A 13,100-nucleotide genomic window follows, 5' to 3' on the forward strand; every position below is an offset into this window, starting at 1 on the left:
TTATAATGTTTTAAATACGTTAGCTAAATCAGCTTTTAAATCTTCAATGTTTTCTATTCCTACTGATAGTCTGATTAAGTCAGGTGATACTCCTGTTGCTTTCTGTTCAGTCACACTTAATTGTTGATGTGTAGTAGAAGCAGGGTGGATGATTAATGACTTGGTATCTCCGATATTGGCAAGTAGTGAGAATAGTTTTGTCTCGTTCGCTACTGTCTTCGCTGCTTCAAATCCTTTTTTCAATCCGAATGTTACCACTCCACTTTGTCCTTTAGGCAAGTACTCTTTTGCTAAGTCGTGGTAAGGGCTTGACTTTAGTCCTGGGTAGTTTACCCATGCTACAGCATCTTGTTTCTCTAACCACTCTGCTAATGCAAGAGCATTCTCACTGTGCTTTTGGATACGGATAGGCAATGTTTCTAATCCTTGGATGATTTGGAAAGCATTGAATGGGCTAAGTGCTGCACCTAAATCTCTTAATCCTTCTACTCTGATTTTGGCAATGAAAGCAGCATTGCCTAATGCTTGGTGATATATTAGCCCGTGGTATCCTGGTGATGGTTCTGTGAACTCTGGGAATCTACCACTTGACCAATCAAATGTTCCTGCATCGATAATCGCCCCACCTAGAGAAGTCCCGTTACCTGTGATATACTTAGTCAGCGAGTGTACTACGATATTAGCTCCATATTCGATCGGATTAAGTAGAGCAGGAGAGGCAACAGTGTTATCTACGATGAAAGGTATTTTAAACTCCTGTGCAATCTTCGCTACTGCTTTTAGGTTAATGATGTCTAACTTAGGATTACCTAAACTCTCTACGAATATTGCTTTTGTGTTCTCTTGAATATTTGTTCTGAAGTTCTCTACATCAGATGGATCTACGAAAGTGGTGTTGATACCGAATCTTGGAAGAGTAACATTAAATAAGTTATATGTTCCTCCGTATAAGCTATTAGATGATACGATGTGGTCTCCTGCTTTTAATAATGTTAAGAACGTTGTAGAGATAGCAGATGCTCCTGATGCTGTTACTACTGCTCCGATACCTCCCTCAAGTGCTGCTAGGCGTTGTTCTAAGATATCGTTAGTAGGGTTGTTTAATCTTGTATAGATATACGCTGGGATAGACAGGTTAAAAGCTCCTGCCGCATGATCAGCATTTTCGAATACATACGATGATGTCTGATAGATAGGCACAGCTCTTGTTCCTGCTGTAGATTGTACATTGTGTCCTGCGTGTAATGCTTGTGTTGAAAAATTTAGATTGCTCATGGTTATATTTTTTAATGTTTTAGTTACTTGTTTTTTATTTTCTCAGTACTTAACCCTGCTGAGTAATGGGCATAAAAAAAGTCCTTTCGGCATTGCCAAAAGGACTTCAAGTATTTTAATCTCTTTGTTTAGATTATAACTAACTCGTTGACTTTAGGCAATAGGGCGTCGTGAACATCATCATGTTCATCATCATCATTGCCATCATCATTGTGTTAGTATTGAAAATCATGGTATTTATATTTATCTAATTATATACTGTTTGGTTTGGTGTAAAAAAAAAGCCCTCGCTATTGCAAGGGCTTTATATATGTTATTTAGAATTTAAGTTTATGCAAATAACAAGCCCTGCGGATTTCTCCACATCATCATTGTCATCATCATTGTATAAACTGTATTCATTTTTTCTTCTTTGTTTTTGTTGGTACAAATATCATTAATTTATTTTGGAATAAACAAAATAAAAGTAACTTTTTTTATAATTTTAAATAAAAATCTCTCACAAGTGCCTCAAATGCTGGGGTGTACTGATGTCTCTCTACTTCGATAGTTAGCTCATCTAAGGGGATTTTCTCTACTAATTGACGTGAAAAAGCAATTAAGCTACGTTTGATTTCAGCTTGTTCGTTTCCTCTAACGCGAGTTACCTTGAATGGATAGATACCAAACTCGGCTGCTAATCGCATTAGTGTCTCTTCTTCTTTGGCTGGAATAATTACACTAAATACCCCTTTCTCAGACAAGAAATATTCTACTGCCTCAATTAATAAATCAAAAGGCATTGCATCCTGAAAACGAGCAGTATCTCGCTGCTTATCATTTGTGTGATAATCTTCACTATAGAAAGGAGGATTAGAAATAATCAAATCATATTCTTCTTCCATCTCATTAGCGAAGGTCTCTAAATCGGCATGGTAACAGAATAGTCTATCACCCCAAGGACTGTTCTCAAAGTTCTCTACAGCTTGCTCATGTGCGTTTTCATCTATTTCTACTCCATCTATCTGCTCTGCACCTGTACGCTGTGCCATCATTAAGGCTAACAGTCCTGTGCCTGATCCTATGTCTAACACATTGTAAGGATTATTGTCTATCGGTGTCCATGCTCCTAATAGTACTCCATCCGTACCTACCTTCATCGCACATTTATCCTGCTGTATCGTAAACTGTTTAAATTGAAACATCTTGCTTAGTCTTTTTGCAAAAGTACAAAAAGGAGGTTTAGTGACCTAATGCATAGCTGTACAGAAGTATGAGTTAGATTAAAAGTACTAATCTTCTAGCGCTATATTGTCTATATGTAAGTCTAAGATATTTTGGAACTTTGTTAAGTTCTGAAATTCTGAAATCTTCTTGTAAATAATTGATTCATCTAATACAGCAAGTTTCTTAGTGTAAATATATCCTTTCGTCACTGGTGCTTTTAGGGGGATAGTTAAGTCTGTATTGTCAAAAGCTACTCCGAAAGAGCCTCCTATTTTTTGAGTAGTTATCATCATAATGATGTAGTCTTTACTCTTATGGACTGAGCTATTAGAAATTATTAAAGCAGGTCTGACTTTAAAACCAGTTAGATCCGTAAAGGGAAATTTTACAAGGACTAAGTCACGTTGCTTGTAATTCATTTTTTCAAGAATTAGTAACTATCCCAATATTCATCATTTTCTTGTTCCCACTCTTTAGCAAAAGCTATACTAGAGATTAAATCTGTAGTTTTATCTAACTCTGATAGGGAAAGTAGAGAGTCTGCTATATTATCAACAATACATGAACTATCTGCAGAAGTATTGTCTTCTGCTTTTATGATATTAGGGTCTATTACTTTGAGAGTATTAGTCATCATATAGTTGTATTAAAGATTCTATGCAAAGATAATAATAAAAAATAAACTACTGATAGTGATATTGTTATATTGCTTGTTTTTTAAAAATCACGTTCAATAGGGTTCTCACTGTCACCTACTTTTCTATTGAAATATTCAGCAGTTGCTTTGTTGAGGACAGTGCCTTTTTCTTCTAATAGTTGTGCATACGTTTTACTAGCCGCTACTTTGCGTGCTTTATTTGTCTGGTCTTTCGAATATTTTGTATACTTATCATCAGTGACAATATCCCATGAAGTAGATACTTTCTGACTGTCAAGTAGTTCAAAAACAAAGTGATTCTCACTATCCCAAGCCTTCACTACGAAGCCTGGTAGATTAATGAATTTATAAGGGCCACTCTGTACAGTTATATCTTGGGTGAATAGTACTGTCCATGCTCTACCACCATAAGTAGCAGTTGCTTCTTGTACCTTATAGTTATTCCAATCTTTAACCTCTGGAAGTATAGTCCACTTTATACTATTCTTATCTTCCTCATAATAGCTCAGATCTAATCCTATCTTATCATAGAACGAAGTAGTAGTTCCATCAGCATATACAGTCCATTTAAATGTTCCTTGATTTCCCTTCTCAGGGTTGTCTGTTTTCTGAGAGGTTATAAAACTATAGTTCATCAGATCTGTAAATCTAGATTCTTTATCTTTTATATCAAGTATAGCATTACCATCGCGGACAAGCTTCTTAGACCCATTGGCAATAATCGTTTTATAATTGTATCTCATCACTTCTACTTCAGGGGTATTCTGAGCAAAAGAAGAGGTCATAATCAATAATAAGAATAGATACTTTTTCATAATTGTGGTTTTTATAAATCTAATATAATTCTTTTATTTAACTTATCTATAGATTATTAATTATACTTAGAGGCTATTCGTTTGTGCTGTTGATGAAAAATTAGAATATATTTTTTAAAATGATTAAGCGTAATTTATAGTTAAGGAATAACCCAAATCGGAGGTAGAGGCTTGAAAGAACCTTGGAAAGAATAAAGAGATGATGTGGAAAGTAAGATATAGGTATTATAAAGGGTATAAATGAATTTAAATCAACTTAACAACTATCATAACAGACTATTTATAATCCCCACACTCTATACCACTTCATTAGTTCTTTAAAACTTCGGATATGGATGAAGATAGCAGGGCTATTATTAATCAGTTCTACATACTTAGGGCTTTTCTTAGGAGCTTCGAATAAGATATACTTGACCATCTTCATACTGAATTGGCTCTTGGCACCATCTAAGTTGCCAGGGCGAGTATCTCTATGTGTGATACTGCGCTTTATATATCTGTACAATGCTCCGATAGGAGAGAAGTCTAACCAGATAATACAGGTAGCATCTTTAAACCGCTCAGGCATTAAGAAGCTATAGTTGCCTTCTATTACCCAGTCTGTATGATTGGTTAAGAATGTGTGATGATCAGTTGTCATAAGTGCTTTGTCGCGAGGTATCCAGTCTGTATTAGGGATATGCGCTATCTGATCTAAATGCAGGATATTTAGATTGAGTTTCTTGCCTAAGGCTTGAGCTAGAGTAGACTTGCCAGAGGAGCTAAGTCCAATGATGCAGATGCGATTACCTAAGTCATGTAGTGCTACCATAATCGACAAATATAAAAACAAAAAACCTCGAAACAAGTGTCTCGAGGCTGTATGATGTGATGTATTATCTCCCTAGATAAATATCTAATAACCCAACAGGTACATTCAGATATAACTTCTTATTCTCACGATCTACTTTATGGATAAGTTCGTCTATCATCGGAACTAATATTTCAGTTCCGTTAAAGTCTATCTCGAATAGAGGTTGATAATTACTATCATTTACTCTTTTTAGTTGACCTATTTCACCTTCGTTAGTATCTATTACGTCGAAACCAGTGATCTCGTGGTAGTAGAATTTGTTTCCTTCTAGTTTAGGAAGCATCGTCAGTGGTAGGTATATCTCTGATCCGACTAATCGGTCAGCATCTTCTTCAGAGTTAGACTCCTCGAATTTAACTCTTAAAAAATCGCTTTTATGTAATGAAGCTTGTTCCATAAAAAAAGGAACCAGTTGTCCGTCGAAGTCGACGAACACTGATTCCAAGTTTTCGTATAACTCAGGTTCATCGGTGTCTAAATAAATAAGCACCTCCCCTTTAAAGCTAAATTTCTTTGCGATTTTGCCTAAATAGAAACAATCCTTTTTACGCATATCGCTAGTAAATTATGCTTGAGTTTCTTCGTTGCTTTCTTCAGTTGCTTCAGCAGTTTCTTCTGCAGGAGCAGCTTGTGCTTCAGCAGCTTTAGCTTGAGCAGCAGCAGCACGCTTAGCGTTTACTTCTTTCTCAGCAGCTAATCTAGCAGCTTTGTCAGCAGCTTTAGAAGAAGATAATCCTTCTTTCTTAGCGTTGATTTTAGCAGCTTTTTCTTCTAACCAAGCAGCGAATTTCGCGTCAGCTTGCTCTTGAGTTAAAGCTCCTTTGTTAACTCCACCTTGTAAGTGGTGTTTTAACATTGCTCCTTTGTAAGAAAGTAATGTTCTAGCAGTATCTGTAGGTTGAGCACCGTTGAATAACCATTTAACAGCAGCATCAATATTTAATTCTACAGTTGCAGGGTTAGTGTTAGGATTGTAAGTTCCGATTTTCTCTAAGAATTTACCATCTCTTTTAGCGCGTGCATCAGCAGCTACTACCCAGTAAAAAGGTTTTCCTTTTTTACCGTGTCTTTGTAATCTAATTTTTACAGACATAATTAATTTAATTAGTTGAGGTACCCGACCTCGGTTCAAAATTGAGGTGCAAAGATAATATTTATTTTGAAGTGATTCGTTAATATATTGATTTTTTTTATTTTCTATCTGTCTGACACACTGTGTGTTCTATGACGTAAGTAAATCCATTCTCTTCTATTATTCTAAACTGTGCTACTCTGTAGATCATTCGGGTAGAGAATTAGTACAGTTCGGTAAACCTTTCTTTAACCCAAGTAAATACTGGTTATTTCCGAATGGTATCCGAAGGAATTAGTATTGAATTATAAATTATTATTGATAATGAGATGGTTAATAAAGTAGCATACCATCATTATTGGGCAAAAAAGGAATATTGAGGCATTAGTGTCATAAGAGGGCAGATAAATATAGTTATGAAGAAGGGATATTATAGTTAAGTATTAATGAAATTAGGAGGGTAAACTAACTTTAAAGACAATTACTTTCAGTAAATTACGCAGAGAATATAAAAGTTAATATTATATTAAAATAAAGCTTTTTTGTGTGGTCAAAATACTATATTTTTGTATTTGCTGTTATTAAAGAAGATAGTTAAAAATATGAAAAAGGTTATAGGGATAGTTTTGATGGTATTAGGGTTAGGATTCATCGCATGTGAGAATGAGACGAAGACTGCTGATCCGAGTATTATCGCGATGGTTAATAATGAGGAATTTACAACTGGAGTGAAATTCGAAACATGGAGACCTCAGTATACTGACTTAAAGGTGGCTAATGAGAATATACTGTATCTAAAAGCAGAGACAGATACGACCATGTTTACCTTAAGAGTTCCTTATGCTTTCTCAGTGGTACCTGAAGAAAGAACATTTTCCTTCGGAGATGTAGTGCCTGTAGATGAGTCTGATGTAAAGACAGCCTTCGCACAATATATAGTATATGATAAGGTAACAAAAACACCTATCGCTATCTATAAAACAGCTAAGAATATTACTAACGCAGGTATGTTTAAGTACGCGGATAGTGATAGTCAAGTGCCTGGAACGGTAACTGCAGAGTTCTATGCGAATATGAAGAAAGATACTATGCCAGGATTTTATAAGTTAACTTCGAAACAGAAAGAGTATTATAAGAATACACTTAGAGATATGAAGTCATTCCAAGATGGTGTAGTGTACAGAATGTCTGTAAGCGTAGGTAAATAATTACGGATTATTAATTACGAATTTTTGCCTTCGGCATTGTGAGATATATAAGACTGCTCTTTATGAGTGGTCTTTTTTTTATGTTACAGAGTGCCCGTAAAAATTTCTACATTGCTCTTTATGAGCGGTCTTTTTTTTATACTTTATGTATTCAAGTCTATGACAATGTACAGAACAACATAAATACAACATCACGACATCACAAAAACACAAAAGAACGACATCACAGCATCACTTCGTGAAAGTTTTGTAACTTTGTTTTTTACACTATTCTACCTTATTTAAGGTTAAAACTCTTATAATCAAGTATGTATTTAATTTTTGATACCGAAACTACAGGGCTTCCTAAAAGTTGGCAGGCGCCCATTACCGATACTGATAACTGGCCTCGATGTATACAGATCGCTTGGCAGTTACACGATGAGTATGGTAAGCTGATAGAGCATCAAGATTATCTGATTAAGCCAGAAGGATTTAATATTCCTTATGATGCAGAGCGCATACATGGTATCTCAACAGAATTAGCAGAACAAGACGGTATCTCTCTAATGGAAGCATTGGAGAAGTTTAATATTGCGCTGTCTAAGACTAAGTTTATCGTCGGTCAGAATGCTGGTTTTGACGTGAATATTATGGGATGTGAGTTTTATCGTAAGGGAGTGAATAGTATTATGTCAGAGTTACCTGTACTAGATACCTGTACAGAGGTGACGGCTGAGATGCTGAAGCTACCTGGAGGTAGAGGAGGTAGATATAAGCTTCCTACACTGACAGAGCTACATACATTCTTGTTTGGAGAGAAGTTCGCGGAGGCACATAATGCTACTGCCGATGTGGAGGCGACTACTCGATGTTTCTTGGAATTGATCAAGCACGGGACATTCTCTACGCAGGAGTTACAACAGGATGAGGAGTATATCGTGCGTTACCGCGAGGCTAACCCTCAGCCATTTCAGCTGATAGGTCTTAAACATATCAACTTAAAGAAAGCATCTGAAGAGATCCGCAAGCGACTGGCTAAATTAGAAGGTGGAGCATCTGAGGAAGTGTCAGATCATGAGAAAGAATTATTAGATCAGGCTAACTTCGCACACTTACACGTCCATACACAGTTCTCTATCTTACAGTCTACGATAGCAATTAATAATCTAGTGAAGAAGGCTGGTGACTGTGATATGTCTGCTGTAGCGATGACGGATCACGGTAATATGATGGGGGCATTCCACTTCGTGATGGCTGTGAATAACCATAATAAGGGGATAGAGGCTAAGAATAAAGAGCGAGCTGAGAATGGGGAAGAACCATTACAGACGTTAACTCCTATCGTGGGATGTGAGTTCTTTATCTGCGAGAATCATACGGATAAGACTAAAAAAGACAATGGATATCAAGTAGTATTACTTGCTAAAAATAAAAAGGGGTATCACAATCTAGCGAAGATGGCTTCTATCGCTTATACAGATGGGTTCTACTATGTGCCTCGTATCGATAAGCAGGTGGTAGAGCAGTATAAAGAAGATGTGATGGTACTGACAGGTAACTTATATGGTGAGGTACCCGGTAAGATATTAAATGTAGGTGAACGCCAAGCTGAAGAAGCCCTAATATGGTGGAAAGAGCAGTTCGGCGATGATCTATACGTAGAGTTGATGCGACATAATCAAGAAGATGAGAATCGCGTGAACAAGGCATTAGTGGAGCTAGCGCGTAAACACGATGTGAAGCTGATAGCGACTAATAATGCTTATTATTTAGATAAAAAAGATGCGAATGCACACGACATTCTATTGTGTGTGAAGGATGGTGAGAAGCAGTCTACTCCTATCGGTAGAGGTAGAGGCTATAGATATGGTCTTCCTAATCAGGAATACTACTTTAAGTCTACTGAGGAGATGAAGGAGCTGTTCTCAGACTTACCTGATGCCATCTATAATATACAAGAGGTAGTGGATAAGGTGGAGCCATTCGTGCTACATCGAGATGTATTACTACCTAAGTTCGATATACCAGAGGAGTTCCAAGATGCGCGAGATTTAGAAGGAGATGGAAGTGGTAAACGTGGAGAGAATAACTTCTTAAAGCACCTTACTTATAAAGGAGCAGAAGCTAGGTATCCTGAGGTGACAGAGGAGATCCGAGAGCGACTAGACTTCGAACTAGCGACTATCGAGAGAACAGGGTATCCTGGTTATTTCTTGATTGTACAAGACTTTATCGCAGCAGCGAGAGAGATGGGAGTGTCTGTAGGTCCTGGTCGTGGTTCGGCTGCGGGTTCGGCTGTGGCGTACTGTCTAGGAATTACGAATCTAGATCCTATCGAGTATGATTTGCTTTTTGAGCGTTTCCTTAACCCTGACCGTGTATCGATGCCCGATATTGATATTGACTTCGATGATGAAGGTCGTGGTCGTGTAATGGATTATGTAATCAATAAGTATGGAGCTAATCAGGTAGCGCAGATTATCACGTATGGTAAGATGGCGACTAAGTCTGCGATTAGAGATACGGCTAGGGTATTAGACTTGCCGTTATTCGAGGCAGATAGAATCGCGAAGCTTATCCCTGGTATGATGCCATCTAAGTGGAATCTAAATCGATTCTTAACAGAGGATGAGAACGCTATAAAAGGAGTACTTCGATCAGAAGAATTTGATAAAGTAAAAGAATTAATAGCCTTAGCTCAAGAGGGATCATTAGCTGCAGAGACTATACAGCAAGCTAAGATACTAGAGGGATCAATGCGTAATACAGGTATTCACGCTTGTGGGGTAATTATTACTCCTGATGATATTACGAAGTTCGTTCCAGTAACTCTAGCTAAAGACTCAGACTTATATGTAACACAGTTTGACAACTCGGTAGCAGAGAGTGCAGGTCTACTAAAGATGGACTTCTTAGGGTTAAAAACATTAACCCTTATTAAGGACACGATTAAGTTAGTGAAGTATCGTACGGGTATAGATATAGATCCGGATAAGATACCTATCGATGATGTGAAGACATACGAGCTGTTCCAGAGAGGTGAGACTATCGGGGTGTTTCAGTACGAGTCTGCAGGTATGCAGAAGTATATGCGTGAACTGAAGCCTACTGTATTTGCCGATCTGATAGCGATGAATGCGCTGTATCGTCCAGGGCCACTAGAGTATATCCCTTCGTTTATTCGTCGTAAGAATGGGGAAGAGCCTATTGTATATGACTTAGATGCATGTGAAGAATACTTACAAGAGACGTACGGTATTACGGTATATCAAGAGCAGGTGATGCTTCTGTCGCAGAAGTTGGCAGGATTTACTAAAGGTGAGGCCGATGTACTGCGTAAGGCGATGGGTAAGAAGCAGAAAGATGTACTAGATAAGATGAAGCCAAAGTTCGTAGAGCAGGCTTCTGCTAAAGGACATGATGCGACTACACTAGAGAAGATATGGAAAGACTGGGAAGCGTTTGCTTCTTATGCGTTTAACAAGTCTCACTCGACCTGTTATGCATGGATAGCGTATCAGACAGCGTATCTGAAGGCACACTATCCAGCAGAGTATATGGCAGCTGTACTGTCTAATAATATGAATGATATCAAGTCAGTCACCTTCTTCATGGAAGAGTGTAAGCGCATGGGACTACAAGTATTAGGGCCTGATGTGAATGAGTCATTCTACAAGTTTACAGTAAATGATAACTATGAGATTCGCTTCGGTATGGGGGCAATCAAGGGAGTAGGTCAAGGGGCAGTAAATACTATCGTAGAGAATAGAAAAGATGGGTTATACACTTCTGTATTCGATCTAGCAAAGAGAATAGATCTGAGATCAGCAAATAAGAAAGCGTTCGAGAACCTTGCTTTAGCAGGTGGTTTTGACTGTTTTAAAAATACACATAGAGCACAGTACTTCCACACAGACCCAAGTGATAATATAGTATTCTTAGAGAAAGCTATACGCTATGGGGCTAAGTCGCAGGAGAATGACAACTCTTCTCAGTTTAGTTTATTCGGTGAGAGTAGTGAAGTACAAATACCTGAGCCTCTATTACCTATCTGTGAGGAATGGAGTACGATGGAGAAATTAGCTAAGGAGAAAGAGGTAGTTGGTATCTATATCTCAGGACATCCATTAGATGACTTTAAGTTTGAGATGAGATACTTCTGTAATGTGAAGGTAGAGGAGTTGACAGATTTAAATCCTTTCACAGGGCGCAACCTGATGTTTGGAGGAATGATTAGCGATGTACAGTTCCGTACTTCTGCTAAAGGGAAAGATTGGGCTCTGTTTACCATAGAAGGGTATGATGAGAGCTTTGAGTTCAGAATGTTCAATGAGGAGTTCTTGAAGTTTAGACATTTCTTATTAAACAATACATTCGTATATATTAAGATCCTAGTCAAAGAAGGTTGGGTAAATAAAGATACAGGAGAGAAGAGCGAGCCTCGCATTCAGTTTGTAGAAATGAAGTTACTACATGAAGTAATCCCTACTTATGCTAAGAAGCTTACTGTAGTGATGAACGTAAAAGATGTGGCTACTAGGCAAGCAGAGTTAATCAAAGATGCTTTTAGTAGATATCAAGGGGATAGCTTTGTAAACTTCGAGGTACTCGAGGTAGAACGAATCGCAAAAGAGACTACTACTGTAGTAGCACTACAGCTAAGGATGAATGAAGGAGATGAAGATGATGTAACAGGTGAAGGCTTTGAAATGGATGAGCCTATAGCGGTAGATGTACCAGAGTTCAGAGTAGTGAATAGATTAGAGTTTACTAGTCGTAATAGTAGAGTGAATATCACAGCAGAATTACTAGAAGAACTGGAAGCCTTACAAGTAGATTTTAAATTAAACTAGTAAAAGCAATATTATTTGATAATGCTTTTATAGATAAAAAAAATTGTATGTAGGTCGATTACTATAATAATTTTATTAAGTTTGTTGATATAATATAAAAGCAAAGAATAATGGCATTAGAAATAACAGATGCTACTTTCGAGGAAGTAGTATTAAAATCAGACAAACCCGTAGTGGTTGACTTTTGGGCAGTATGGTGTGGACCTTGTAAAATGTTAGGGCCAGTAATCGAAGAGATCAGCTCAGAATACGAAGGAAAAGCTGTAGTAGGTAAAGTAGATGTTGATGCAAATCAAGAGTTCGCTGCTAAATTCGGTATTAGAAATATCCCTACTGTATTAGTATTCAAAGATGGTGAAGTAGTACAACGTCAAGTAGGTGTTGCACCTAAGAAAACTTATGTAGATTTCATTGAAGGATTATTATAATCCTCGATATATATAGTATTAAGGAAGACTCTCAGTAATGAGGGTCTTTTTTTTTTGACTTTATCCTAGAGAAGTGAATGTAGTGTCCCAATAGTTGCGACCATTATAGAGCAAAATAAGTCATTAGTGGCTATACTAAGCAGTAAGTAAGATAAAGAATGTATGAAAGTATAGTTTTGTAATTGAATTATAGTTCATAGGTTCTTTGACATACTGTATATATAAAAGAGAAATATTTTAAAGATTGGCTCTTTTAAGGAGGAGAGGATTGCTCAATTTCTTGTTTAGGGAGTAGAAAAGCGAGTTGTCTGATAGGAGGTATTGTATTTTTTGGTTTGTAAATCGTTGGTGATTGTCTTGTTTTTTGATTTGATGGCTTGTTTTTTTAAGTAATCACATTACTTTTTTAGATAAAAATAGGTAATTATAAGAGGTGCTGATGCTAAATAGTACGTGGAATCAGTGTGATTTTTGTTGTTTATGAGAAGAGCAGAGGATATGGAGTAAAAAAAATGAAAAAAAGTTTAAGTTTTATGTTGTTGATACTCAGTTTTATCAAAATTAATAAGGAGAAAAGTTTGATTTTTTTTAAAAGTACATTTGGAACTGTAGAAAATGGTTGTATATTTGCATCGCATTAAAGCAATAACGACGAAGGTTTGGTAGTTCAGTTGGTTAGAATACATGCCTGTCACGCATGGGGTCGCGGGTTCGAGTCCCGTCCAGACCGCAAAAGGGGAGACTAGCATC

Annotated in this window: 11 protein-coding genes and 1 tRNA gene; 4 read left to right on the plus strand and 8 right to left on the minus strand. The window is 37.1% G+C overall.

What is annotated here, in order from left to right; genetic code table 11:
- The 8 genes from MPR_RS01535 to MPR_RS01570 form a co-directional block, all read right to left on the minus strand.
- Positions 1–1,275 (minus strand): O-acetylhomoserine aminocarboxypropyltransferase/cysteine synthase family protein, encoded by a 1,275-nt coding sequence (locus MPR_RS01535; protein ID WP_041888579.1) that lies wholly within the window; start codon positions 1,273–1,275, stop codon positions 1–3.
- A 476-nt stretch (positions 1,276–1,751) separates the two neighbouring features.
- On the minus strand, positions 1,752–2,459 hold the full coding sequence (locus tag MPR_RS01540; protein WP_006266183.1) for a tRNA1(Val) (adenine(37)-N6)-methyltransferase: 708 nt from the start codon (positions 2,457–2,459) through the stop codon (positions 1,752–1,754).
- An 87-nt stretch (positions 2,460–2,546) separates the two neighbouring features.
- A complete protein-coding gene (locus tag MPR_RS01545) occupies positions 2,547–2,900 on the minus strand; it encodes a type II toxin-antitoxin system PemK/MazF family toxin (RefSeq protein WP_041888581.1) in 354 nt (117 codons plus the stop codon).
- 11 nt (positions 2,901–2,911) lie between these two features.
- The gene (locus MPR_RS01550) at positions 2,912–3,118 is read right to left on the minus strand and encodes a hypothetical protein (RefSeq protein ID WP_041888583.1); all 207 of its coding nucleotides are present in this window, start codon (positions 3,116–3,118) and stop codon (positions 2,912–2,914) included.
- Between the two features lie 80 nt (positions 3,119–3,198).
- Positions 3,199–3,954, minus strand: coding sequence for a GLPGLI family protein (locus MPR_RS01555; RefSeq protein WP_041888584.1), 756 nt, complete (start codon positions 3,952–3,954; stop codon positions 3,199–3,201).
- 280 nt (positions 3,955–4,234) lie between these two features.
- Complete coding sequence (locus MPR_RS01560) at positions 4,235–4,765, minus strand: AAA family ATPase (RefSeq protein WP_041888585.1); 531 nt, start codon at positions 4,763–4,765, stop codon at positions 4,235–4,237.
- A gap of 64 nt (positions 4,766–4,829) precedes the next feature.
- Positions 4,830–5,360 carry a ribosome maturation factor RimM gene (gene rimM, locus MPR_RS01565; protein WP_006257597.1) on the minus strand — a complete coding sequence of 177 codons (531 nt, stop codon included), beginning with the start codon at positions 5,358–5,360 and terminating at the stop codon, positions 4,830–4,832.
- Between the two features lie 12 nt (positions 5,361–5,372).
- Positions 5,373–5,900, minus strand: a complete 528-nt coding sequence (locus MPR_RS01570; protein ID WP_041888587.1) for a 30S ribosomal protein S16 — start codon at positions 5,898–5,900, stop codon at positions 5,373–5,375.
- A 581-nt stretch (positions 5,901–6,481) separates the two neighbouring features.
- On the opposite strand from MPR_RS01570, the gene MPR_RS01575 reads away from it, so the two are divergent.
- The 4 genes from MPR_RS01575 to MPR_RS01590 all read left to right on the plus strand — a co-directional run bounded on the left by MPR_RS01575 (position 6,482) and on the right by MPR_RS01590 (position 13,080).
- On the plus strand, positions 6,482–7,087 hold the full coding sequence (locus tag MPR_RS01575; protein WP_041888588.1) for a hypothetical protein: 606 nt from the start codon (positions 6,482–6,484) through the stop codon (positions 7,085–7,087).
- A 308-nt stretch (positions 7,088–7,395) separates the two neighbouring features.
- Positions 7,396–11,922, plus strand: a complete 4,527-nt coding sequence (dnaE, locus tag MPR_RS01580; protein ID WP_041888590.1) for a DNA polymerase III subunit alpha — start codon at positions 7,396–7,398, stop codon at positions 11,920–11,922.
- Positions 11,923–12,032: 110 nt separating this feature from the next.
- Positions 12,033–12,350: a thioredoxin gene (gene trxA, locus MPR_RS01585; protein WP_006257591.1), complete on the plus strand. Its 318-nt coding sequence runs from the start codon at positions 12,033–12,035 to the stop codon at positions 12,348–12,350.
- A 656-nt stretch (positions 12,351–13,006) separates the two neighbouring features.
- A tRNA-Asp gene (locus tag MPR_RS01590) sits at positions 13,007–13,080 on the plus strand.
- Positions 13,081–13,100: the final 20 nt, after the last annotated feature.

This window comes from Myroides profundi (assembly GCF_000833025.1).
Lineage (GTDB): Bacteria > Bacteroidota > Bacteroidia > Flavobacteriales > Flavobacteriaceae > Flavobacterium > Flavobacterium profundi_A.

Coding starts and splice junctions, on each gene's coding strand:
- MPR_RS01535 (WP_041888579.1), bottom strand. CDS start 1,275: ATGAGCAATCTAAATTTTTCAACACAAGCATTACACGCAGGACACAAT.
- MPR_RS01540 (WP_006266183.1), bottom strand. CDS start 2,459: ATGTTTCAATTTAAACAGTTTACGATACAGCAGGATAAATGTGCGATG.
- MPR_RS01545 (WP_041888581.1), bottom strand. CDS start 2,900: ATGAATTACAAGCAACGTGACTTAGTCCTTGTAAAATTTCCCTTTACG.
- MPR_RS01550 (WP_041888583.1), bottom strand. CDS start 3,118: ATGATGACTAATACTCTCAAAGTAATAGACCCTAATATCATAAAAGCA.
- MPR_RS01555 (WP_041888584.1), bottom strand. CDS start 3,954: ATGAAAAAGTATCTATTCTTATTATTGATTATGACCTCTTCTTTTGCT.
- MPR_RS01560 (WP_041888585.1), bottom strand. CDS start 4,765: ATGGTAGCACTACATGACTTAGGTAATCGCATCTGCATCATTGGACTT.
- rimM (WP_006257597.1), bottom strand. CDS start 5,360: ATGCGTAAAAAGGATTGTTTCTATTTAGGCAAAATCGCAAAGAAATTT.
- MPR_RS01570 (WP_041888587.1), bottom strand. CDS start 5,900: ATGTCTGTAAAAATTAGATTACAAAGACACGGTAAAAAAGGAAAACCT.
- MPR_RS01575 (WP_041888588.1), top strand. CDS start 6,482: ATGAAAAAGGTTATAGGGATAGTTTTGATGGTATTAGGGTTAGGATTC.
- dnaE (WP_041888590.1), top strand. CDS start 7,396: ATGTATTTAATTTTTGATACCGAAACTACAGGGCTTCCTAAAAGTTGG.
- trxA (WP_006257591.1), top strand. CDS start 12,033: ATGGCATTAGAAATAACAGATGCTACTTTCGAGGAAGTAGTATTAAAA.